The 21,884-nt window shown below is 67.3% G+C and carries 21 protein-coding genes and 1 pseudogene; 14 read left to right on the top strand and 8 right to left on the bottom strand.

The genetic code is table 11. The annotated features are described in order from the left end of the window. Window positions 1-43 precede the first annotated feature (43 nt). The 4 genes from M8859_RS07940 (at window position 44) to thiC (ending at window position 5,127) form a co-directional block, all read left to right on the top strand. Window positions 44-1,240: a homogentisate 1,2-dioxygenase gene (locus M8859_RS07940; protein WP_195069653.1), complete on the top strand. Its 1,197-nt coding sequence runs from the start codon at window positions 44-46 to the stop codon at window positions 1,238-1,240. Further along, window positions 1,237-2,412 carry a fumarylacetoacetase gene (gene fahA / locus M8859_RS07935; RefSeq protein ID WP_195069654.1) on the top strand — a complete coding sequence of 392 codons (1,176 nt, stop codon included), beginning with the start codon at window positions 1,237-1,239 and terminating at the stop codon, window positions 2,410-2,412. Before M8859_RS07940 ends, fahA begins: the two co-directional genes overlap by 4 nt. Window positions 2,413-2,771: 359 nt before the next feature. Further along, window positions 2,772-3,218 (top strand): hypothetical protein, encoded by a 447-nt coding sequence (locus M8859_RS07930; RefSeq protein ID WP_159921866.1) that lies wholly within the window; start codon window positions 2,772-2,774, stop codon window positions 3,216-3,218. 256 nt (window positions 3,219-3,474) lie between these two features. Next, window positions 3,475-5,127, top strand: a complete 1,653-nt coding sequence (gene thiC, locus M8859_RS07925; RefSeq protein WP_249644060.1) for a phosphomethylpyrimidine synthase ThiC — start codon at window positions 3,475-3,477, stop codon at window positions 5,125-5,127. Between the two features lie 66 nt (window positions 5,128-5,193). Here thiC and M8859_RS07920 read toward each other — a convergent pair whose 3' ends face one another. Then, window positions 5,194-5,466 (bottom strand): hypothetical protein, encoded by a 273-nt coding sequence (locus M8859_RS07920; protein WP_195069655.1) that lies wholly within the window; start codon window positions 5,464-5,466, stop codon window positions 5,194-5,196. 510 nt (window positions 5,467-5,976) lie between these two features. Further along, window positions 5,977-7,215, bottom strand: a complete 1,239-nt coding sequence (locus M8859_RS07915; protein ID WP_249644059.1) for a helix-turn-helix domain-containing protein — start codon at window positions 7,213-7,215, stop codon at window positions 5,977-5,979. A gap of 450 nt (window positions 7,216-7,665) precedes the next feature. Here M8859_RS07915 and M8859_RS07910 point away from each other — a divergent pair, with 450 nt between their 5' ends. The 3 genes and pseudogenes from M8859_RS07910 (at window position 7,666) to M8859_RS07900 (ending at window position 9,239) form a co-directional block, all read left to right on the top strand. Next, window positions 7,666-8,073 (top strand): hypothetical protein, encoded by a 408-nt coding sequence (locus M8859_RS07910; RefSeq protein WP_159921874.1) that lies wholly within the window; start codon window positions 7,666-7,668, stop codon window positions 8,071-8,073. A gap of 68 nt (window positions 8,074-8,141) precedes the next feature. Continuing rightward, a pseudogene (locus tag M8859_RS07905) lies at window positions 8,142-8,321 on the top strand (beta-ketoacyl-ACP synthase); the annotation flags it as partial. A 123-nt stretch (window positions 8,322-8,444) separates the two neighbouring features. Beyond that, entirely contained in the window at window positions 8,445-9,239 is a 795-nt protein-coding gene (locus M8859_RS07900) for a thioesterase family protein (protein WP_249644058.1), read from the top strand. 361 nt (window positions 9,240-9,600) lie between these two features. On the opposite strand, the gene M8859_RS07895 is transcribed toward M8859_RS07900, so the two are convergent. Continuing rightward, complete coding sequence (locus M8859_RS07895; RefSeq protein ID WP_195069657.1) at window positions 9,601-9,891, bottom strand: hypothetical protein; 291 nt, start codon at window positions 9,889-9,891, stop codon at window positions 9,601-9,603. A 141-nt stretch (window positions 9,892-10,032) separates the two neighbouring features. Here M8859_RS07895 and M8859_RS07890 point away from each other — a divergent pair, with 141 nt between their 5' ends. Both M8859_RS07890 and M8859_RS07885 read left to right on the top strand, forming a co-directional pair. Then, complete coding sequence (locus M8859_RS07890; protein ID WP_249644057.1) at window positions 10,033-10,884, top strand: DUF5919 domain-containing protein; 852 nt, start codon at window positions 10,033-10,035, stop codon at window positions 10,882-10,884. Window positions 10,885-10,886: 2 nt separating this feature from the next. Further along, window positions 10,887-11,681 carry an inositol monophosphatase family protein gene (locus M8859_RS07885; RefSeq protein ID WP_321209592.1) on the top strand — a complete coding sequence of 265 codons (795 nt, stop codon included), beginning with the start codon at window positions 10,887-10,889 and terminating at the stop codon, window positions 11,679-11,681. A gap of 100 nt (window positions 11,682-11,781) precedes the next feature. Here M8859_RS07885 and M8859_RS07880 read toward each other — a convergent pair whose 3' ends face one another. Both M8859_RS07880 and M8859_RS07875 read right to left on the bottom strand, forming a co-directional pair. Next, window positions 11,782-12,189, bottom strand: coding sequence for a VOC family protein (locus M8859_RS07880; RefSeq protein ID WP_195069659.1), 408 nt, complete (start codon window positions 12,187-12,189; stop codon window positions 11,782-11,784). Window positions 12,190-12,263: 74 nt separating this feature from the next. Beyond that, window positions 12,264-12,908 carry a TetR/AcrR family transcriptional regulator gene (locus tag M8859_RS07875; protein WP_195069660.1) on the bottom strand — a complete coding sequence of 215 codons (645 nt, stop codon included), beginning with the start codon at window positions 12,906-12,908 and terminating at the stop codon, window positions 12,264-12,266. A gap of 86 nt (window positions 12,909-12,994) precedes the next feature. Here M8859_RS07875 and M8859_RS07870 point away from each other — a divergent pair, with 86 nt between their 5' ends. Both M8859_RS07870 and M8859_RS07865 read left to right on the top strand, forming a co-directional pair. Next, window positions 12,995-14,077: an epoxide hydrolase family protein gene (locus M8859_RS07870; RefSeq protein ID WP_159921888.1), complete on the top strand. Its 1,083-nt coding sequence runs from the start codon at window positions 12,995-12,997 to the stop codon at window positions 14,075-14,077. 163 nt (window positions 14,078-14,240) lie between these two features. Next, on the top strand, window positions 14,241-14,864 hold the full coding sequence (locus tag M8859_RS07865; RefSeq protein ID WP_159921890.1) for an NAD(P)-dependent oxidoreductase: 624 nt from the start codon (window positions 14,241-14,243) through the stop codon (window positions 14,862-14,864). Between the two features lie 72 nt (window positions 14,865-14,936). Here M8859_RS07865 and M8859_RS07860 read toward each other — a convergent pair whose 3' ends face one another. Beyond that, window positions 14,937-16,073, bottom strand: coding sequence for a GTP-binding protein (locus M8859_RS07860; RefSeq protein WP_159921892.1), 1,137 nt, complete (start codon window positions 16,071-16,073; stop codon window positions 14,937-14,939). Between the two features lie 90 nt (window positions 16,074-16,163). Here M8859_RS07860 and thiD point away from each other — a divergent pair, with 90 nt between their 5' ends. Further along, window positions 16,164-17,006, top strand: coding sequence for a bifunctional hydroxymethylpyrimidine kinase/phosphomethylpyrimidine kinase (gene thiD, locus M8859_RS07855; protein WP_195069662.1), 843 nt, complete (start codon window positions 16,164-16,166; stop codon window positions 17,004-17,006). A 149-nt stretch (window positions 17,007-17,155) separates the two neighbouring features. Here thiD and M8859_RS07850 read toward each other — a convergent pair whose 3' ends face one another. Beyond that, on the bottom strand, window positions 17,156-17,878 hold the full coding sequence (locus M8859_RS07850; protein ID WP_249644090.1) for a TetR/AcrR family transcriptional regulator: 723 nt from the start codon (window positions 17,876-17,878) through the stop codon (window positions 17,156-17,158). Window positions 17,879-18,037: 159 nt separating this feature from the next. Next, on the bottom strand, window positions 18,038-18,160 hold the full coding sequence (locus tag M8859_RS36800; protein WP_255466130.1) for a hypothetical protein: 123 nt from the start codon (window positions 18,158-18,160) through the stop codon (window positions 18,038-18,040). Window positions 18,161-18,314: 154 nt separating this feature from the next. On the opposite strand from M8859_RS36800, the gene M8859_RS07845 reads away from it, so the two are divergent. Together M8859_RS07845 and M8859_RS07840 are read left to right on the top strand one after the other, a co-directional pair. Beyond that, window positions 18,315-19,595: a bifunctional glycosyltransferase family 2/GtrA family protein gene (locus M8859_RS07845; RefSeq protein ID WP_195139176.1), complete on the top strand. Its 1,281-nt coding sequence runs from the start codon at window positions 18,315-18,317 to the stop codon at window positions 19,593-19,595. Continuing rightward, on the top strand, window positions 19,595-21,682 hold the full coding sequence (locus M8859_RS07840; RefSeq protein ID WP_195069664.1) for a glycosyltransferase family 39 protein: 2,088 nt from the start codon (window positions 19,595-19,597) through the stop codon (window positions 21,680-21,682). The genes M8859_RS07845 and M8859_RS07840 overlap by 1 nt, the downstream gene beginning before the upstream one ends. The last annotated feature ends 202 nt before the right edge of the window (window positions 21,683-21,884 follow it).

Below are 21,884 nucleotides of genomic sequence, written 5' to 3'. Positions count from 1 at the left end.
ATGGTGATCAACTATCCGACCACCGGCTGGCGGAGGAACGGTCATGGCGTTCTATCGGCAAGTGGGTGCGGTGCCGCCGAAGCGGCACACCCAGCATCGTGACGAGCGGGGCCGGCTCTACTACGAGGAGCTGATGGGCGAGGAGGGCTTCTCCGGCGACTCCTCGCTGCTCTATCACCGCGGCCTGCCACCGGCACTGGTCGACTCGACAGTGTGGGAACTGCCCGATCAGCGGACGACGCCGAATCATCCGCTACGCCATCGGCATCTGCGCCTGCACGCCCTGTTCCCCGGCGACGTTGCGGCGGAGACCGACCCGGTCACCGGGCGGCGCCTGCTGCTCGGCAACGCGGACGTGCGCATCTCCTACGTCGTCGCCGAGAACGAATCGCCGCTGTACCGCAACGCGATCGGCGACGAGCTGGTGTACGTGGAATCCGGCACCGCGGTGGTCGACACGGTATTCGGCGCGCTGCCCGCGCGGCAAGGCGATCAGGTGCTCATCCCGCGTGCCACGACCCATCGCTGGCGGCCTACCGGCCCGGACCCGTTACGGGCATATGTGATCGAGGCGACCGGGCACATCACGCCGCCGAAACGCTACCTGTCGAAGTTCGGCCAGTTGCTCGAGCATGCCCCGTATTGCGAGCGCGACCTGCACGGACCGACCGAGACGATCACCGAATCCGGCGCGGAGGTGGAGGTGCTCGTCAAGCACCGCCCCGGTGGAGAGATCGTCGGCACCCGGATGGTCTACGCCACCCATCCGTTCGACGTGGTCGGCTGGGACGGCTGCCTGTATCCGTGGACGTTCAATATCGCCGATTTCGAACCCATCACCGGCCGCATCCATCAACCGCCCCCCGTGCACCAGGCATTCGAGGGCGGCAACTTCGTCGTCTGCAACTTCGTTCCGCGCAAGGTGGACTACCACCCGCGATCGATCCCGGTGCCGTACTACCACTCCAACGTCGATTCCGACGAGGTCATGTTCTACTGCGGCGGGGACTACGCGGCGCGGAAAGGATCGGGTATCACCCAGGGCTCGGTGTCGGTGCACCCCGGCGGCTACGCCCACGGGCCACAGCCCGGCGCCTACGAGAACAGCATCGGCGTGGAGTACTTCGACGAGCTGGCCGTCATGGTCGACACCTTCCGCCCGCTGGAACTCGGTGAAGGCGCCTTGGCCTGCGAGGACCCGGCCTATGCGTGGACCTGGTCCGGGCGGAGCCCCGAGTGAGGACCGAGCTCGAGGTACCCCCGGAGTCCTTGTTCGGTCCGGACAACCTGCCTTATGGAGTGTTCGCACCGGCCGGCAGCGCCCCTCGGGTGGGCGTCCGGCTCGGCGAATACGTCATCGATCTGGCTGTGCTCCTCGATGATCCGGTGTTCGCCGCGCCGAATCTGAATGCTTTCCTGGCGCAGGGCCCCGCACGCTGGCGCGAGGTACGCGATCGGATTCGTGAATCCGTGGGCGGTGAGATCGACAGCGCCGCGGTACACCACCTGGACCGAGTGGAACTGCGGCTGCCCGTGCGAATCGGCGATTACGTTGACTTCTACGCGAGCATCGATCACGCGACGAACCTCGGCCGCCTCTTCCGGCCGGACGGTGACCCGCTGCTGCCGAATTGGCGCCACTTGCCGGTCGGCTACCACGGGCGTGCGGGGACCGTCGTGGTCTCCGGCACCGAGGTGGCACGGCCGTGCGGTCAGCGCAGGACCGAGTCCGGCACACCGGATTTCGGACCGTCACGGCGGCTGGACATCGAGGCGGAACTCGGCTTCGTGATCGGTGTCGGCTCGCGGCTCGGCGTCCCGGTCGGGATCGATGAGTTCGCCGAACGGGTTTTCGGCGTCGCGCTGGTCAACGACTGGTCCGCGCGCGACATCCAGGCCTGGGAGTACCAGCCGCTCGGCCCGTTCGTCGGCAAGTCGTTCGCGACATCGATGTCGCCGTGGATCACCCCGCTGGCCGCTTTCGAGGCCGCGCGGATCCCGCTGCCCGAGCAGTCGCCCGAGCCGCTGCCCTACCTGCGGGGAACCGAGCACTGGGGGCTGGACATCGATCTCACCGTGGCGTGGAACCGACAGCCGGTCGCGTACCCGCCCTACGCCCGGATGTACTGGTCACCGGCGCAGATGCTCGCCCATCTCACCTCGAACGGCGCGTCCACCCGCACCGGCGATCTGTACGCCTCCGGCACCATCTCCGGCCCCGCACCCGACCAGCGGGGCTCGTTCATCGAGTTGTCGTGGGGCGGCAGCCGTCCGGTCCTGGTGAACGACCGGCAACGCACCTTCTTGGAAGACGGCGACGAAGTCACCATCACGGCGCAGGCTCCCGGACCGGGCACGACCCGGATCGGATTGGGCGAGGTCACCGGCCGCATCCGCCCCGCAGCTCACTAGCCGGAATCGCCGTCGCCGGTGCCCTGCTGCTCCCCGCGCAACTCGCCCCCGCGATCGCCACCGCCGCCCCGGCGCCGGTCGCCGATTCCGGATCGTCATCGACCGGCTCGGGGGGCTGCACCTCCAGCCAGCCACCGACTTGCAGCTCGCCCTTGGCTTACCTGCTCGTCCAACTCATCTCGGCCCTCTCCAGCGGTTCCGCCAACGCCCGCTGACGCGTTCCGGCGTGGGCGCGCCGGCAGATCCACTCGAGGATCCGGCGCGCCGCGCGGGGCCGCAGCAACCTGCCGGTGCTTGAGCACCAAGGCATCGGGGTACGCCGCGGCTACGGCCCCATACGCCAGACAAGGAGCGAGGTCATGACCGATCGCCCGGACGTGCTGCACCGCCGCCCCGACGGCGTCGACGACGCCACCGTCGCCGCGACCGGCAAACTCTCCGAAGCGCTGGAGACCGTCGAACGCGCCCGCGGCCACCTGTACGCCTTCCATCAGCTGACCGGCGGCGCCGACCTGGCGCTGGACGAGGCGGTGGAGATGTTCCGCGCGGCGGGCCACGCCCACATCGCCGACCGCATATCGACCGAGCTGATCGGGCGCAACGTCCTGGCCGGGCGCTGGACGTTCCAGATCGTCGAGGATTACGACGACAATTACTACGACGTGTTCCGCGGTATCGAACGGGCCACCCGGGAGGAACTGCTCGGCGGCCGCCGCCATCTCTACGAAGCCGAGATGAAGGAATCGCGGCGCACCCACGGTTTGCCCGGCCATTCGGCCACCCCCGAAACGGCGGAAGGTTCGTAACCCGAGCGTCGACACGACATTCGGCGTCTCGGATCACCCACGGCCCGCACGAGCGCTGCCCCGGCTCCCTGGCGGTTCAGTCGATCCTGCCGAATCGCCGGGCGCTCGTCGAACCGGGCCGGGTATGGTCGGGCGGGACAATTTCACACCCAACGGGGGCTCGCACCAGCGGGCTGAGAGGACGGCTAGCCGAGAGGCGTCAGGGCCGTCGACCGTATGAACCTGACCGGGTAATGCCGGCGTAGGGAGGAACAATATGGCACCCGCCGCTGCGTCCGACGGCGCATCCGCACCTGTCGACAGCGTCACCACCGGCCCCATCGAGGGCAGCGTCAAGCACTATCTCGAAGTCGACGACCTGCGCATTCCGGTGCGCCGGGTCAACCTGACCAACGGAGAGCACTTCGACGTCTACGACACCTCCGGCCCGTATACCGACGAGACGGCGACGATCGATCTGGAGAACGGTCTACCGAAGCTGCGCGATACCTGGACCAAGCCCGAGGGGGCGGGGCCGCGCACCCAGCTCGCCTGGGCCCGGGAAGGCATCATCACGCCGGAGATGCGCTTCATCGCCGCGCGCGAGGGCGTCTCACCGGAGCTGGTGCGCGAGGAAGTGGCCGCGGGCCGCGCGGTGATCCCGGCCAACCACCGGCACCCGGAACTCGAGCCCACCATCATCGGCAAGAAATTCCTGGTCAAGATCAACGCCAACATCGGCAACTCGGCGGTCTCGTCCTCGATCGCCGAGGAAGTGGAGAAGATGGTGTGGGCGACCCGCTGGGGCGCGGACACCATCATGGACCTGTCCACCGGCAAGAACATCCACGAGACGCGCGAGTGGATCCTGCGCAACTCCCCCGTCCCGGTCGGCACCGTGCCGATCTACCAGGCGCTGGAGAAGGTGAACGGCGATCCGACCGCGCTCACCTGGGAGATCTACCGCGACACCGTGATCGAGCAGTGTGAGCAGGGCGTGGACTACATGACCGTGCACGCCGGCGTGCTGCTGCGCTACGTCCCGCTGACCGCCAAACGGGTGACCGGCATCGTCTCGCGCGGCGGGTCGATCATGGCGGCGTGGTGCCTGGCGCATCACCAGGAATCGTTCCTGTACACGCACTTCGAGGAACTCTGCGAGATCCTGGCGCGCTACGACGTCACCTTCTCCCTCGGTGACGGCCTGCGGCCCGGCTCCATCGCCGATGCCAACGACGAGGCGCAGTTCGCCGAGCTGCGCACCCTCGGCGAGCTGACCAAGATCGCGAAATCTTATGGCGTACAGGTGATGATCGAGGGCCCCGGCCATGTGCCGATGCACAAGATCGTGGAGAACGTCCGGCTCGAGGAAGAGTTGTGCGAGGAGGCGCCGTTCTACACCCTCGGCCCGCTCGCCACCGACATCGCGCCCGCCTACGACCACATCACCTCGGCCATCGGGGCCGCCATCATCGCCCAGGCGGGCACCGCCATGCTCTGCTACGTCACGCCGAAAGAGCATCTCGGCCTGCCCAACCGCGACGACGTGAAAGTGGGCGTGATCACCTACAAGATCGCCGCGCACGCCGCCGACCTCGCCAAGGGGCATCCGCACGCACAGGAGCGCGACGACGCGCTGTCCAAGGCACGTTTCGAGTTCCGCTGGCGTGATCAGTTCGCGCTGTCGCTGGACCCGGACACCGCCCGCGAGTACCACGACGAGACGCTGCCCGCCGAACCTGCCAAGACCGCGCACTTCTGCTCCATGTGCGGCCCGAAGTTCTGCTCGATGCGGATCTCGGCGGACGTGCGCGAGTACGCCGCGCGTCAGGGACTGACCGAGACCGAGGCGCTGGAGGCCGGTATGGCGGCGAAGTCCGCCGAGTTCGCCGACAAAGGCAACGCGGTCTATCTGCCGGTCGTCTCGTAGCGACCGGCCGCCGCCCGCCGCATCCCGAGGATGTGACGGGCGGCGGGACGCCGGTTCATCACCTGGTCAAGGTTCGAGGTAGAGCCGTTCGCAGGGCAAGCGTGGGAGCCCGGTCGTGTCGCCGGGCAGCACAGTTACCGCGTCGGGGCGGTGGTGGGTGTTCCATTCCTGCACGAACACCACGGCGGCGGTCAGGCAGGCCGCAAAGTCCATGCGCTGATCGTGCAGGTACACCGACAGGTGGACGTCGGGCTCCTCCGGGCGCGGAGACCCGGCCGGGCCGATCACGGCGCACACCCGCGCGAACTCGGCCGGGACCGACCCGCCCAGATGCGCCATCCCGGAACGATCACCGCACCCGCCCGCGCCACATGCACCATTTCCAGCACAGCGGCCACAACGACCGACGAGACCGTCTGCGGTGCAGTCACATATGTGTGAGCCAACCTATAGCCATGCCGACGCGCCAGCGCCTCGATGGCGGTCTGATCGCTCGCCGCCTCCGCACCCGATACGCACCGCAACCCGATCGCCGACGCGCCGGGCGTTTCCGTCGGCAAGCCACGTAGCGGCGTCGACTCGTCTCTCAGATACGCCGCTATACGTTCCAGCTCGGCCACTCCCGCCGCATACAATCCCCGCTCGCTGCTCGCATCCATACCCCTGCGCCTCCCTGCGATTCGAATGGAAGGCACCCGACGCCGAGGGCATCAACACCAGCCAGCGGCCATAGCTGTGCTGGCGCGGCCGCGAGGAATCGGCCCGCTCACCCCGGCGTCGGGGCCGGAGCTGACGTTATGAGCAGGGCTACAACGGTTTTGTCCATCAAGGACAAACCACGGGGATTGATCAGTTCTTCGGTGCGGCTTCGGGACCGATGCCCAATCGCCAAGCCAGACCGCGCAATTCACGCCCTCCGACGTCGCGGCGAGCGGCACGTAGCACGTCGGCCACGGCTTCGCGTGCCAGGACATCGGCGTGGACACGTTGCGGTGCGAGATGTTCGGCGCGCAACAGCACTTGCACACCTTGTTCACGGCGGGTGGGATCGGTCAGCAGTGCGCGCCCGATTTCCATGTAGAACTCGGCTTGCCGTGACTTGCTGGGAATGCTGTGCACATTCACCCCGCGTGCCTTCTCGGCGACCTTCACCCCGTCGCCGAGTTCCATGCCGATGCACGCGCGCCAGATACCGACATTCGATGACCCGAACCACAACCGCCCGAATGTCCCCGTCTCGGTGTCCATGCGCGCGGCCAACTCGGCGGCCTCGTCCAAATGCGTGTCGGTAGTCGCGCGGTCGCGCTGCACCGCCGAGGCAAGCGCGGCCGACAGGTGCAGCATCCCGGAGGTTTGCAGGACTTCCGCGTCGTCCAGGTGCGGGCTCAGTTCGTCGAGGCACCGCACCGCGCGCCGATACTGTTCCGGCCGCGACAACCCGCCCGTGGCATCACCGCGTAGCCAGACGGCGAACCCGGTCCATGCAGGAGATTCCAGCATGGCGGCGCACTCCTGCGCGGCTTTCGCAGCGAGCAGCGACAGGCCACGTCCGGCGAACCGCTTGGTCACCCACATAGCCGACGCATAACAGGTGATCAGGCCCAGCAGCGCGTTACGGCGATGTTCCGGAGAGCGGGCATAGACCGCGTGTAACTCAGCCAGCAGCGCAGGGGCAAGGTCGGCTTGACCGGCGTAGTCCGAAGACACCTGCGCCATATCGGCCAGTCGCTCGAGGTCAGCCGCGATGACGGGCCAATCGCGGACCTCGCCGCCGGGATCTTCGCCGAGTTCGTACACATCGAGCGCGCGTTCGATTGCCACGACGCCCGCATGGGCGGACTCGTTGCTCTCGGCACAGGAACCGGCTTGCCCGGCTGCGGGATAGAACTCCGCAGGCGAAACGCGCAGCGCCCGAGCCAGCGCCTCCAGGGTGGCGCGGTTGGACAAGGCTTGTTCACCGCGTTCGAGGCGAGCGAGGTATCCGAAGCTGATACCAGCCAGGCCCGCAACGACCTGGAGGCTCAGCCCGCGCCACGCGCGGATCTCACGCAGCCTGCGCCCGACTTCGTTCGGTGGAATGTCGTTCATGGCGTACTCCTCCGCCGATGGCTACCACTTGCGACGGTACCTTTCGCTTTCCATCGGCGAGTGGGGGCATGCAACAAAATTCGACATTTCGGCGTCCTGACGCCTGTGGCAGCCGACTACTGGCGCGGTCGACCCGACAAGGGGCATCCCTCGACCGAGTCGGCGCTCTGTCGGACTCTTAGCGCCAAGGCAGTCGAGCAGACCCGCGTCCTCGCACAGGCACCCAGCAAGGTGGACGCGCAGCGATCGAACGCGAACGCGCCGAGGCCCGTGCCGACAGCACACAGATCCTCGACACCGCACCCAAGGCCGCCGAGCGCTGAGCAGAACGCGCCCGAGCGCGACACCACGGACGCCGCCCAGGATGCGACCCCCGATGTAGCGGGTTTTCGGAAGCGCATGGGTTACGCCGAGCGTGATGATCGCAGGACATCGATCCGAGGAGAATTTATGCGACGACATGCCGGGCGGGCCTTGTTGGCCGCCGCAGGGCTGCTCAATACCGCGCCTGCGATCGGCGCGGTCGCCCCACAGGGAATGTACGCGGCCTACGGCATAGCTGCCGCAGACCGCGATCTCGAGGTGGTGCTGCGGCATCGGGCCGTGCTGTTCGCGGTCGTCGGTATCGGTCTGCTGCTGGCAATCCTTCGCCCCGTGCTACGTCCGATCGCTGTGTGCGCCAACACGATCAGCTTCGGCGGTTTTCTTGTCCTGGTGATCGCCGGAGGTCCGGTCGGCCCGGGATTGATGCGCGTCGCGGCATTCGACGTCGTGGGACTGGTCGCACTCGGCATCGGAGTCGCGTGCCTGCGGGATGAGCGCGCTGTCGAGCAGGATCGCTCGGTTGCCGGGCGGTAATGAGAACCACCGCGCCTGTCTGATCCGAACCGATTCCATCTCGAACGCCCGTGCGCGGTGGCGGGGCCACCATGCTGACCTTGCGCGACCAGGTCGTTCCGCCCACCCTGATGCTCGACCATCCCGACCCCGCGATCGATCTGGACATCGTCACGGGCGGCCCGCGCACCCAGCGCGTGGACTTCGCGTTGAACAACTCGTTCGGTTTCGGCGCGCACAACGTGGCGCTCGTGTTCGGCCGGGTCTGACCTCCAGCACGGTCAGGGTGCGGGCTACCGTCGTCGTAGAACGGATCGATCGGCCCGGAGGATGGACGAGGACGTGAGCGAGCGCCAGCGAGGGAACACGACGGAGCCGAGCGAGGCGCGGCCATGAGCGACGCCTTCTACCTCCCCGACCCGCGGCGTCCGGATCGGTTCGTCTCCACCGAGCTCACCCGCGGCCCCTGGTCGCCGGACGCCCAGCACGCGGGTCCGCCCTCGGCCCTGCTCGGTCACGTGATCGAGCGGTGCGAGCCGCGCCCGGGATTCCAGGTCGGCCGGGTCGCGGTCGAGATCCTCGGCCCGGTGCCGCTGGAGCCGCTGACGGCGGCCGCGCGTGTCGTCCGTCCCGGCCGCAGCGTCGAGCTCATCGAGGCGAGGTTGTCCACCGATCGCGGCCCGGTGATGCGGGCGAATGCCTGGAGGTTCAAGCTCGCGGAACCGGAATTGCCGCTGCCGGAACGTTTCCTACCGACCGGCACGCGGCCCGGCCCCGAGCAGGCGGACGCGCCCGCGCCGTTCCCGTCCACCCAGCCGGTCGGCTTCCACACCGCCATCGAATACCGCTTCGTCAGCGGATCCTTCACCGAGCCCGGCCCCGCCACCTGCTGGATCCGGATCAAACACCCGATCGTCGCCGGCACCGATCCGAGCCCGCTGGAGCGCACCCTCGCGGCCGCCGATTCCGGCAACGGCGTCAGCGCCATCCTCGACTGGTCGAAGTACCTGTTCATCAACACCGATCTGACGGTCACCCTGCACCGCCAACCGGCGGGTGAATGGGTCTGCCTCGACGCCGTCACCTACCCCCAACCCCATGGCATGGGTATGGCCGAATCGGCGCTCTACGACGAAAAGGGCCCCTTGGGCCGCAGCACGCAAACCCTCTTCCTCGGCACCCGGTAGCCGAGACAGACCCACCCGAGGTTCGTCACCGATCCGCTTCCGGACGGGTCGAGATCTGTTGTGTTGTATGACCGTTGCCATCGAAGTCCCAACAACGGAGCCGCAATGGTCTCCGCTTTCTACCCAGCAGAGGGGCGACCGTGGCCACCGCGCGGAGGCCGAAGAGACACGTGTGCACAGCTGCGGCCTCACCCGCACACCACCGAGGCTCGCTTCAGCGCACCCAGGAACTGCATGCAGCGCGCGCCGTGCCCAGCGTGCTGGGTCAAGATTATCTTCGCGACGGCGAGTGAGATTTCGCCGGGTTGTTCGCCGCAGACGCGATGGCGAATTCGAACGATATCCGCGCTGACGGGTAGGGTCATGGCGCCCTCCGCTGCACGCGTTCGTCCGGAACGATCTGCCCGGCACCGACCAGCGTCCAGTACGCGAAAGCCTTGTCCTGGCAGGAATCAATGCTGCATCGGACGTGGTCTTGCATCGTTGCATGAGCGTCCTCGATGTCGAGGCGGTCGATGATGTCGCCAAAGGGCACTGCTGATTTCGGTAGGACGTCATCTCTGTCGAGCAGGTAGGGCAAGACGTAGAAGGTGCCGACGGCCAGCAGCGCCAAGCCGACGGCAACGATTCCTGCGGTGACGATCTGAACCATGCGAAGAGTCTCGGCAGCGCACCAGTCTGTCCGCGCCGCCACCAATGCATCACCTTGATCAGCGAAACCGGCGGAGGTATCTTCTATGTCTCATCTTCGCTGCGTCGCCGGAATCAGGAAGACCAGAGAGCTGGTGTACCTATGGGAACCGTACTGAAAGCATTGCTGCAACAGCGCCACCTCCAAACCGTGTCCGCGTTCAACCGCGAATACGACAGAGTCGCGAACGAATCCGAACCCGAACTCGTCGGCGCAGGACCGAAGAAGGCGCAGTTCTATCGTTGGCTCTCCGGAAACCTCACCAGTCTCCCGTACCCCCATCACCGCCGGATCTTGGAGGCTATGTTCCCCGGCTGGTCGGCCGACGAGCTGTTCGAGGACTGCGCGAGTCCCAGCGATGTTCGATCACGCCGCGAAATACGTGATGCTGCACGCTCTTTCGTTCGCGATATGGCCGACGTCGAGGCGATCTTCGCAAACCGAACCCACTTCCTGCATGCCATACCGCCACGAAAACTGTTCGAGAACACCCGGCGAGTCGATATGGCGGGCCTGTCGCTGAATCTGCTCTGCCAGCAGTATTCGGATACCGACCTCATGAAGTTGCTCGAGTCCGGTGCCACACTCCGATGCCTATTCCTCGACCCGAGCGGAACCCATATCCGCCTTCGAGAGACCGAGGAGGGCCATGCACCTGGCGTGCTGTCGAGCCTCACGGAATTGAACATGAAGTGCTTGATACGAGTGCAGAGAAAATTCGCCACATCACAGGCGAAGCCCATTCGAATCCGCACCTACGATGAGACCGTCCGCTTCAATATCACCATTGTCGACTCGGCAGTCTGCATCATCCAGCCCTACCTACCGAGAGCCCGAGGAGTCGAATCACCGACGCTGGTCGCTCGCAAATCCGGGTCACCAGGGCTTTTCGAGACGTTCTCCGAAGTGTTCGAAACGATGTGGTCCAGCGGCCGGGAGGTTTCGTCAGTATGACAATGAGTCGAGACGAACTGCTCGCAGTAGCCCGTTCGGCTGTCGACCGAGGAGCGGCGCTCCTCCGCACGGCTGACCGAGGAAGCATCCGCGCCAAGAGCGACCGGGATTATGTGACCGACCTGGACCATCGGATTCAAGACCACATCCGGAGGTATCTGGCCGATACGACGCCCACGTTCAGTTTCCTAGGGGAGGAACTCGATGACATGTCGGTACCCAACTCCGGCCAACCCATGTGGGTGCTCGACCCGATCGACGGGACATCCAACTTCATCCATAAACTTCCGCTCTGCGCGGTCTCGCTGGCTCTGGTTCGCGACAGGGAACCAGTGATCGGAGTCGTCGGCGCACCCTTCCTCGGCCTGGAGTACTACGCTGCCGCCGGGCAGGGCGCGTTTTGCAATGACAAGCCGATCAACGCAAGCAATACCGAAACACTCAGCGGGGCGATTGTCTCCATTGGTGACTACGCGGTCGGACCGGAGGCGGAGCTGAAGAACAAGCGGCGGATCGCTCTCACCGCCGCACTGGCGGCAACCGTGGAGCGAGTACGAATGTTCGGGTCTGCCGCTCTCGATCTCGTGTGGGTCGCCGAGGGACGAACCGACGCCTGCGTGATGCTGTCCAATAAACCCTGGGATACAGCCGCTGGTGTGCTCATCGCCCGAGAGGCGGGCGCAATTGTCCTCGATTCCGCCTCTCGTCAGCACAGTCTCGACTCCCCTGACACGATCGCTGCATCACCCGCCGTCGCCGATCAACTCATGAGCCTGATTTATAAGACGATCCGCTGACTACCGACGGACTGGCCTGACCGGGTCGGCCATGCTTTCCATCGGTAGCTGAATCATCCTCACCCGCTCCGGACAGACGCGGCCGCTATCCGCAGCGCGCTCAGGGGCGAGTCGAGATCTGCTGAACGGCCCAGCCGTTTCCGTCCGGGTCGTTGAAGAAGAAGAATCCGACGTTGTCCAGTGGGTCCGGCATGGGTCTCGGGTTTTCGCCGAGGACCTGGATCTCGGTTAGCTCGACGCCCCGGGAGGTCAGTTCCTCGTGGGCCTTGCGCAGATCGTTGACCACCAGTTGCAGGCCCTGTTGGGAGCCGGGCGGCAGGTCCGGCACCGCGCCCTCGCCGATCACGATCGAGCATCCCGAGCCGGGCGGGGTGAGCTGCACGATGCGCACGCCGTCGGCGACCTTGGTGTCGTGGTCAAGGGTGAAGCCGAGCTGCTCGGCGTAGAACCGCTTGGCCCGGTCGATATCCGACACGGGGACGATCACGACCTCGAGTGTCCAGTTCACGGCACATCCTTTCCGGCGACTGCGGGTATTCCTACCAGTGCAGACCAGTGCGCACGGCGAAATTCATCGGCGCGCTATCGCCGCGCCCAGCGCCAGGAGAACTCACCCGGCGCCGGTGGGGGGCCGGGCAGGTCACCGTCCGCGCTGAGCCCGGCCACGAGCATCGCGAGGACGCGCCTGCGCAGCTGGACGGTGCGCTCCGGGGCGGGCACCGCGACCGCCGCGCAGGACTCCAGGATCAACCCGAGATCCTGCGGCGTCACGTCGGGACGCAGCTTGCCGGTGGCGTGGGCGCGGCTCACTATCTCTTCGGTCGCCGCACCGGAGCGCCGGATGTCCGGCAGCATCGATTCGTCGGGGGTGAAGGTGCCCGCGAGATGCACGGTGAGCGAGTGCACGTCGGCGTCCACCACCCGCTCCAGAAAGCCGACGAGGCCACGCCAGCCGTCCGCCTCCTCGAGCGCCGCTTCGGCTTCCACGTTGTACCGGCGCAAGCCGTCGTGGCAGAGCTTGCGCAGCAGCGCTTCTTTGCTCGGGTAGCGGCGATACAGGGCGCTGATCCCCACGCCCGCGCGTTCCGCGACGGCGGAGATCGGGGCGGTGGCATCGGCGAGGAATACCGCGCGGGCGGCCTCCAGGATCAGACCGTCGTTGCGGGCCGCCTGCGCCTTGCGGCCGGGTAGACCCTTCTGAGCTGGTACATCGGTTGTCTTCGGCATGAATTCAGGATAGCAGTTGAAACGGAATGCTCCGTTCTGATATGTTCAAACAGAACAGAACATTCCGTTTCAATCAGGAGCAGCAGATGACCGCGATCACCCCCTTCCGCATCGACGTCGACCAGGCCGACCTGGACGACCTGCGCGATCGGCTGGCCCGCACCCGCTGGGCCGAGCAGATCCCGGGCTCGGGCGACACCTACGGGGTGAGCGTTGAGCGGGTGCGCCACCTGGTCGGCTACTGGCGTGACGGGTTCGATTGGCGGGCGGTCGAGCAGTCGCTGAACGCGTATCCGCAGTTCACCACCGAGATCGACGGCCAGAACATCCACTTCCTGCACGTGAAGTCCGCGCAGGACAACGCGTTTCCGCTGATTCTCACGCACGGCTGGCCCGGCACCTTCGTCGAGTTCGTCGGCGTCATCGAGCCGCTCACCGCGGCCGGGTTCGATCTGGTGATCCCCTCCGTGCCGGGATACGGATTCTCCGGTCCCACCACCGAGACGGGCTGGAACGACACCCGGATCGCCCGCGCCTGGGCCGAGCTGATGCGACGGCTCGGATACACCCGCTACGGCGCGGTGGGCAACGACGGCGGCTCGCAGATCTCGCCGGAACTCGGGCGGGTGGCGCCGGACAACGTGGTCGGCGTGCACGTCACGCAGGTGTACTCGTTCCCCTCCGGCGATCCGGCCGAGCTGGCCGATCTCGACGAAGGCGAGCAGCAGTCGCTGGCCACCCTGGACTGGTTCGTCAAGAACAAGATGGGCTTCAACGTGCTGCAATCGCAGCAGCCGCAGACGCTGGCGCACGCGATCACGGATTCGCCCGCCGGGTTGGTCGGCTGGAACGGCCAGCTGCTCGGTCCGGATCTCGACGACGACTTCGTGCTGACCAACATCGCGATCCACTGGCTGACGGGCACCGCCGGTTCGGCGATCCGGCACTACTTCGAGAAGGACAAGGCCGAGCACCCCACCGCCCCGACCACGGTTCCGCTCGCGCTGTGCGGCTCCGCGGGCGATTTCCACGGCATCCGGCGCTTCGCCGAGCGCGACCACAACATCGTGTCGTGGCGCACGCACGACGTGTACACCCACTACCTGCACCATGTGGCGCCCGCGTTGATGGCGGAGGAGATCACGAAGTTCTTCACCGAGCTGCGCTGATCGGTGACGTGGCCGCCACGCCGGTCGCAGTGGCGGCCACGTCGCACGCTGGTTCGAGACAGTCTCTTATGTCATCGAGACTCACGGCCATGGTTCGTCTCGCTACGCGCTGATGTACTGGATTGACCAACAGCACAGAAGCTTTCGAACCAGGAGAGAAACCATGAGAATCGCAGTCTTCGGCGCCACCGGTACCGTCGGTCGTCTCGTCGTCGAGCGGGCCCTGCAGGAGGGGCATGAGGTCACGGCGTTCACCCGCAGCGCGGCGGGCGTAACGCAGCGCCACGAGCGGCTGCGGGTAGTGGAAGGCGACGTGCTGGACACGCATTCGGTGCAGCGCGCGGTGGAGGGACAGGACGCGGTGCTGATCTCGCTCGGCGACGGCCGCAAGGGCGTGGTCCGGGCGGGCGGCACCAAAGCGGTCATCGACGCGATGAATCGCACCGGTGTCAAGCGACTGATCTGCCAGACGACCCTCGGCGTCGGCGACAGCCGGGGCAACCTGAACTTCCTGTGGAAGTACGTGATGTTCGGGCTGCTGCTGCGTCCCGCCTACGCCGATCACGTCCGGCAGGAGCAGTACGTCCAGGCCAGCGATCTGGACTGGACGATCGTGCGGCCGAGCGCGTTCACCGACGGACCGCGCACCGGCAGCTACCGGCGCGGATTCCCGGCGGACGAGCGTGGTCTCGCCTTGAAGATCACCCGCGCCGACATCGCCGACTTCATGATCGAGCAACTGACCGACACCACCTACCTCCGCCAGGCGCCCGGCATCTCGAGCTGAGAACGGCCCGCCATGCGGTGGCGCAGCGACGGCCCACGTCCCGGCATCGGCGAGCGTGGGCCGCCGCCGTTGTCAGGCGTGTTCGTGCAGGTCCTCCCAGACCGGGAAGGGGTCGGGGTAGTCGGCCCACGCGCTCGGCCCCTCGGTGAACTCCTCGTCGGTGAGCAGGGCGGCATCCAGCAACGCGCGCACCTCCTCGGAATCCAGCTTTATCCCGATGAAGACGATCTCCTGTCCCGGCGGCACCTCCAGCGACGACCACCAGGCGGCGGGTTCGAAAACCAGGTTCGGCCCCGCCTGCGACCACACCGCGGCCAGCGTCGAACGGCTCGCGATCCAACAGAACCCCTTGCTGCGCAGCAGGCCGCGCAACTGCTCCAGCGCTTCGGACAGGCGCAGTGGATGGAACGGGCGGTCGGCGGTGTAGGTGAGACTGCGAATGCCGTACTCCTCGGTCTCGGGTGTGTGCCCGCCGGCGAGTTCCTCTGCCCAACCCTCGGCCTCCGCGGCGACCAGCGGGTTGTAGCGGCCGGTGTCCAGCACCTCGGCCAGGTCGACCACGCCGTTGCTGGTGCGCAGCACGTGGGCGTGCGGATTCAGGCGGCGCACCGCGGCCTCCACCGCGCCCGCGGCGGCGGCGCCGACCAAGTCGGTCTTGTTGACCAGCAGCACGTCGGCGAACTCGACCTGATCCACCAGCAGATCGGCGATGGTGCGCGCGTCGCCCTCGCCCGCTTGCAGGTTCCGCTCGGCTAGCGCCTGCCCGCGCGCCACCTCCGCGAGGAAGGTCGAGGCGTCCACCACGGTCACCATGGTGTCCAGCCGGGCGATGTCTCCCAGCCGGAACCCGTCCTCGAATTCCCAGTCGAACGTGGCGGCCACCGGCATCGGCTCGGAGATGCCGGTGGACTCGATAACCAGCTGATCGAACCGCCCCTCGCGAGCGAGCCGGGCGACGGCCTCGATCAGGTCCTCGCGCAGGGTGCAGCAGATGCAGCCGTTGGTCAGCTCGACCAGTTTCTCCTCCGTGCGGTCGAGGTGACCCTGGCCCGCGACCAGCGCGGCGTCGATGTTGACCTCACTCATGTCGTTGACGATGACCGCCACCCGGCGGCCCTCTCGGTTGGCGAGGATGTGGTTGAGCAGCGTCGTCTTGCCCGCACCGAGAAAGCCGGACAGCACGGTGACGGGAAGCAGATCGGAGTCCATGGGATTAATGATAACGATTTTCATTTGCTGTCGGCGAACCGGTCCCGGGCGCCGGTGTCGACGCGGCCGCACCGCCGTAGGGTTTGTGTCGTGAAATTGCTGCCATTGCCCGCCGAGGGGCAGACCCCCGTCCGGGCGCTCACCATCGCCGGTACCGATTCCGGCGGAGGCGCCGGAATCCAAGCCGATACCCGCACGATGGCGTTGTGCGGCGTGCACGCCTTGGTGGCGGTGGCGGCGGTGACCGTGCAGAACTCGGTGGGTGTCAGCGGCTTTCACGAGATTCCGCCGCAGGTCGTGGCCGATCAGGTGCGCTCGGTCGCCGGGGACATCGGCGTCGGTGCCGCGAAGACCGGCATGCTGGCCTCCACCGCGATCATCGAGGCGGTCGCCGCGGTGTGCCGGGAGGTCGGCATCGGTCGCGAGGGCGACATTCCGCTGGTCGTCGATCCGGTCGCGGCCTCGATGCACGGCGACCCCCTGTTGCACGCCGAGGCGCTGGACGCGGTGCGAAACACGCTGATTCCGCTCGCGACCGTGGTGACGCCGAACCTGGACGAAGTCCGCCTGCTCACGGGCATCGACGTCGACGACGACGATTCGGCGCGACGCGCGGCCGAGGCGCTGCACAAGCTGGGGCCGCGGTGGGCGATCGTCAAGGGCGGGCATCTGCGCTCGTCGGAGTACAGCACCGATCTGCTGTTCGACGGAGAGCAGTTCCTCGAGTTCACCGCGCCGCGCATCGCGACCGGCAACGACCACGGCGGCGGCGACACGCTGGCCGCCGCGATCGCCTGCGCGCTGGCACACGGCTATCCGGTGCCCGAAGCGGTGGAATTCGCCAAGGAGTGGACCTATCGCTGCCTTGCCGCGTCCTACGACCTGGGGGCGGGCCACGGTCCGGTCTCCCCGCTGTGGCGGTTGCAGAGCTGACCGCTCGGCGCGCGTCGTTTCTTGTCGGTGGCTGCTGCGATACTGAGGAGGTCGCGGACACAGGTGGCCTCAACGGCGAGGCGATCAGAACAACGTTGTTCGGCGTGGATGCGGCACCCGACCTCGGCGCCGTCCCGGGGGCGCTCCGGTCACATAGATGAAAAAGCCGAATGCAGCGGAAGTTCGGCCGCGATCACGATGCCGTGTAGCCGAGCGCTCGCCGTTACCAGCGCGAATATGATCTCGCTCAGATAGTCGGCGAACTCTTCGACCGACATGGCGGGCGGCTGCGAACGGTTCACCTTCAGCCACCAATCGGTGGCCGATGCCACCGCGCCGAAGATCGAATAGATCACCAGCTCCACGCTCACGATTCGCACCGACTCGTCGTCCACGGCGTCGGCGAACAGCTCGGCGGCGCGTTCGGCGGACTGCCTGGCCGATTGCAGGGCGCGGTCGCCATCATCGGACCGCTGCGTGAAATGACTGTGCAGCATGAACCGGAAGACGTTCGGCTGCCGCGACACCACCAGCGCGTATTCGGTCGCCGCGCGGCGCACGAGGTCACCGGCCGAGTCGCCGGTCAGGTCGAAGCTGGTCATGATCTGTTCCCAGAGCATGTCGCGCACCCGGTCGGCGATCGCGTTGTAGAGGTCGGTCTTGTCCTCGAAATGCCGATACAGCTTCGGCTTGGCCGCGCCCGCCTCCTTGGCGATGTCGCCCATGCTGACGGCGGGACCGAACTTGTCCAGCGCGCGGAACGCCGCGTCGACGAATTCCTCGCGCACCTTCTTGCGATGCTCGCGCCAGCGCTCGGTGCGCGCGTCCACGCGTCTGCTCGGCTGGTCCCCTACCGTCCGGCCGCTGAGCATCACGAATTCGGATGCTACCTGCAACCACCGGTACCAAGCCCGCACCCGCCGACTCGACCGAGCTGTGCGGGCACTACGGGAGGTTCGCGATGCTCGAGCACGACGCGCCGCCCCCGGCGGGAACCCCGCTGAGCGAGGGATTCTCGCTCAGCGGCGAGATCAGCGCTTCTTGGAATCGATGGTGGGCTCGCCGGCGGCCTTGGCCTTCTTGTCCGCTCGCTTTTCCTTGAGGGTCTTCTCGGACTTCTTGGACATCGAGCTGCGCGGAGATTTGTCGGACAATCGTGGTCCTTTGTTCGGAGACCTGAATGGTCCCGCTGCTACCGACCGTACGCTACGTGGGCCACTTTTCCGGTGCGACCGACGAGTTCGGCTTGCAGGAACCTCACTGCTGAGACCCAGCTCCGTGGCAGCGTGGCCGCCGAATGTGGTTCGCATGACCGAGACTCTGACCGTCACGGCGGCGGAACGAACCGAGACCACGGGTGCGCCCGTGCTGGACGTGGTGATACCCGTCTACAACGAAGAGACCGACCTCGGCGTGTGCGTGCGCCGACTGCACGCCTACCTGCGCGACGGGTTCCCGTTCCAGGCGCGTATCACGGTCGCCGACAACGCGAGCACCGATGACACGCTGCAAGTCGCCCAACTGCTCGCCGGGGAGCTGGACGACGTACGGGTCGTGCACTTGGCGGCCAAGGGACGCGGGCGGGCGCTGCGCGCGGTGTGGGAGCGCTCCGACGCGCAGGTGGTCGCCTACATGGACGTCGACTTGTCCACCGACCTGAACGCCCTGCTTCCCTTGGTCGCGCCGCTGATCACCGGGCATTCCGACGTGGCCGTCGGCACCCGGCTGGACTCCGCGTCCCGCGTGGTGCGCGGACCCAAGCGCGAGATCATCTCGCGCTGCTACAACCTGTTGCTGAAAGCTTCGCTGCGAGCGCACTTTTCCGATGCCCAGTGCGGATTCAAGGCCCTGCGCGCCGACGTGGCGCGCCGCCTGCTGCCGCTGGTGCGCGACGGGGAGTGGTTCTTCGACACCGAATTGCTCGTCCTCGCCGAGCGGGCCGGTCTGCGCATTCACGAGGTCCCCGTGGATTGGATCGATGATCCCGACAGCCGAGTCGACATCCTCGACACCGCGCGCAAGGACCTGCTCGGCATCTGGCGGCTGGGACGGGCGCTGGCCACCGGGGCGCTGCCGCTCGACGAATTGCGCAGCGCGGTGGGCCGGGAACCGCTGGTGGCGGGAGTGCCCCTGGGCATGGTCGGCCAGCTGGTGCGGTTCGCGATCGTCGGCGTGCTGAGCACGCTGGCCTATCTGTTGCTCTACGTGCTGGCGCAACCACTGACCGGCGCGCAGGTGGCGAACTTCGCGGCGTTGCTGATCACGGCGGTGGCGAACACCGCGGCCAACCGCGCCTTCACCTTCGGCGTGCGCGGCTCGACCGGCGCCGTGGCCCACCAGTTCCAAGGTCTGGTGATCTTCGGCATCGGATTGGCGCTCACCAGCGGATCGCTGTTCACGTTGCATCGGTTGGCCCCGAGAGCCTCGGTGCATCTGGAACTGTTCGTCCTGGTGGCGGCCAATCTGCTGGCGACGTTGTCGCGGTTTGTCGGGCTGCGGTGGGTGTTCCGCGACAGTGTCGATCGCCTCGCTGCCCGTGGTAGCACGGCGGTCTCCGGTATCGGGCGCGACGACGAGGGAGAACACTGATGACCGCGACCTCGAGCACCGTCGCGGCCGAACCGCTGCCCGCGGCCGCGCGAAGCCGCGAGTATCCGGCGCTGGCGGCACTGTTGCTCGGCACGGCGGTGGCCTATCTGTGCAACCTGAGCGCCAACGGGTGGGCGAACTCCTTCTATTCGGCCGCCGTGCAGGCGGGTTCGGTGTCGTGGAAGGCGTTCTTCTTCGGGTCCTCCGACGCGGCGAACTCCATCACCGTGGACAAACCGCCCGCCTCGCTGTGGTTGATGGAGCTGTCGGTGCGGGCGTTCGGGCTCGACAGCTGGAGCATCCTGGTGCCGCAGGTACTGCTCGGTGTGGCCACCGTGGCGCTGGTATGGGCGACGGTACGCAGACCGTTCGGGCCAGCGGCCGGACTGCTCGCCGGGTCGGCGCTGGCGGTGACGCCCGTCGCGGCGCTGATGTTCCGGTTCAACAATCCCGACGCGCTGTTGGTGTTCTTGATGGTCGCGGCGGCCTGGGCGATGACGCGGGCGGTGGAGGAGGGCCGCTGGCGCTGGCTGATGCTGACCGGCGCGCTGATCGGTTTCGGTTTCCTGACCAAGCAATTGCAGGTGCTGCTGGTGGTGCCCGCGCTCGCACTGACCTACTTGATCGCGGGTCCGCCGAAGCTCGGCAAACGCATCGCGCAACTGTTCGCGGCAGGAGCCGCGATGATGGTCGCCGCGGGCTGGTGGTTGCTGGCGGTGGAGCTGTGGCCCGCCTCGTCACGTCCGTGGATCGGTGGCTCGCACGAGAATTCGATCCTGGAACTGACCCTCGGCTACAACGGGCTCGGCCGGCTCAACGGCAACGAGCGCGGCAGCGTCGGCCCCGGCGGTGAACTTCCGGCGGGCGGGAACGGCATGTGGGGCAACACCGGCATCGCGCGGATGTTCGAACCGGCACAGGGCGGTCAGATCGCCTGGTTACTCCCCGCGGCGCTGGTCGCGCTCGTCGTGGGAATCCTGCTGCGCGGCAGAGCGGCTCGCACCGATCGACAGCGCGCTTCGCTCGTCCTCTGGGGTGGCTGGCTGCTGGTGACCGGGCTGGTCTTCAGCTTCATGGCCGGCATCTTCCACCAGTACTACACCGTGGCCCTGGCTCCGGCTGTCGCCGCGCTCGTCGGGGCGGGTGCGGCGCTGGCCCGGCGGGAGCGGCATCGGCTGTGGGTGCGGCTGCTGACGGCACTCGCGGTGGGTCTCACCACGGCGACCGCGTGGATGCTGTTGTCCCGCAGTCCCGAATGGCAGTCGTGGCTGCGCTGGACGGTGCTGGTCGTCGGCGTGGTCGCGACGCTCGCCGTCCTCTTCCCCGCCCCGCGAGAACTGGCCGCCCTGTCGGCGCTGGCTGTCGCGTTCACCTTCCTGGCCGGGCCGGTCGCCTACTGCGTGGACACGATCGCGACGCCGCACGCCGGTTCGATCCCCTCGGCCGGGCCGCACGTCGCGATGAGTGGCCGGCCGCCCTGGGGGGAGGGAATGCCGGGCATGGGTCGCCGCATGCCGGACGGATCGGCGATCACCAGCCGTGCCGACGGCGGGCAGGCCCCGGGCGGTACACCACCGGACGGGCTTTCGCCGGGAACAGGTCCGCAGGGCAACCCACGCGGCCAGCAGGCAGCGGACGGCATCACCTTCCCGCCCGCGACCATGCCCGATGGGCAGATCGCGCCGGATGACGGCGGTGCGGGACCCGGTGGCGGTGGCATCGGCGGTCTCCTCGGAGCGAGCGAACCGAGCGCGCAGGTGGTGACCCTCCTCGAGCACAACGGCGGCGACTACACCTGGGTGGCCGCGGCCATCGGCTCGAACAGCGCGGCCGGCTTGCAGCTGGCCACCGAATTGCCCGTGCTGCCCATCGGCGGATTCAACGGCAGCGACCCGTCGCCGACGCTCGAGCAGTTCCGACAGTATGTCGCCGAAGGAAAGGTCCACTACTTCGTCGGTGGCGGTCGTGGGGGCCCGGGTTCGTCCAATTCCTCCCCCAGCGCCCAGATCACACAGTGGGTCCAGGAGAACTTCACCGCCATCCAGGTGGACGGGGTCACGTTGTACGACCTGACCGCAGCGCGCTGAAACCGTGCGATGCGGTCCCGTCGCCCTGCACTCCCCCGACCGCATCGCCTGCCAGTGTTCAGCGCGACTCCCTGCGCCCGCTGAACACCGCATCCGCACCGAAGCCGACCCTCGGCGTCGGTGCGGATCGTGGGTGCGCCCTTCGCGCGTTCCGGCCGCTCCTCGAACCGATCCACAAGGGATTCGGCCGCCGCTCTTGGCA

It is taken from the genome of Nocardia sputi (genome assembly GCF_023501985.1).
The sequence above is the reverse complement of the archived record's forward strand: the minus strand, read 5'-3'. Positions and strand labels throughout refer to the sequence as shown.

Excerpts from the sequence above, each read along its gene's own strand:
- M8859_RS07885 (WP_321209592.1), top strand. The coding sequence starts at position 10,887 with ATGAGTCGAGACGAACTGCTCGCAGTAGCCCGTTCGGCTGTCGACCGA.
- M8859_RS07845 (WP_195139176.1), top strand. The coding sequence starts at position 18,315 with ATGACCGAGACTCTGACCGTCACGGCGGCGGAACGAACCGAGACCACG.
- M8859_RS07895 (WP_195069657.1), bottom strand. The coding sequence starts at position 9,891 with ATGGTTCAGATCGTCACCGCAGGAATCGTTGCCGTCGGCTTGGCGCTG.
- M8859_RS07840 (WP_195069664.1), top strand. The coding sequence starts at position 19,595 with ATGACCGCGACCTCGAGCACCGTCGCGGCCGAACCGCTGCCCGCGGCC.
- M8859_RS07860 (WP_159921892.1), bottom strand. The coding sequence starts at position 16,073 with ATGGACTCCGATCTGCTTCCCGTCACCGTGCTGTCCGGCTTTCTCGGT.
- M8859_RS07900 (WP_249644058.1), top strand. The coding sequence starts at position 8,445 with ATGAGCGACGCCTTCTACCTCCCCGACCCGCGGCGTCCGGATCGGTTC.
- M8859_RS07865 (WP_159921890.1), top strand. The coding sequence starts at position 14,241 with ATGAGAATCGCAGTCTTCGGCGCCACCGGTACCGTCGGTCGTCTCGTC.
- M8859_RS07930 (WP_159921866.1), top strand. The coding sequence starts at position 2,772 with ATGACCGATCGCCCGGACGTGCTGCACCGCCGCCCCGACGGCGTCGAC.
- M8859_RS07920 (WP_195069655.1), bottom strand. The coding sequence starts at position 5,466 with ATGGCGCATCTGGGCGGGTCGGTCCCGGCCGAGTTCGCGCGGGTGTGC.
- M8859_RS07915 (WP_249644059.1), bottom strand. The coding sequence starts at position 7,215 with ATGAACGACATTCCACCGAACGAAGTCGGGCGCAGGCTGCGTGAGATC.
- M8859_RS07870 (WP_159921888.1), top strand. The coding sequence starts at position 12,995 with ATGACCGCGATCACCCCCTTCCGCATCGACGTCGACCAGGCCGACCTG.
- M8859_RS07890 (WP_249644057.1), top strand. The coding sequence starts at position 10,033 with ATGGGAACCGTACTGAAAGCATTGCTGCAACAGCGCCACCTCCAAACC.
- M8859_RS07940 (WP_195069653.1), top strand. The coding sequence starts at position 44 with ATGGCGTTCTATCGGCAAGTGGGTGCGGTGCCGCCGAAGCGGCACACC.
- M8859_RS07910 (WP_159921874.1), top strand. The coding sequence starts at position 7,666 with ATGCGACGACATGCCGGGCGGGCCTTGTTGGCCGCCGCAGGGCTGCTC.
- thiC (WP_249644060.1), top strand. The coding sequence starts at position 3,475 with ATGGCACCCGCCGCTGCGTCCGACGGCGCATCCGCACCTGTCGACAGC.
- M8859_RS07875 (WP_195069660.1), bottom strand. The coding sequence starts at position 12,908 with ATGCCGAAGACAACCGATGTACCAGCTCAGAAGGGTCTACCCGGCCGC.
- M8859_RS07850 (WP_249644090.1), bottom strand. The coding sequence starts at position 17,878 with ATGCTCAGCGGCCGGACGGTAGGGGACCAGCCGAGCAGACGCGTGGAC.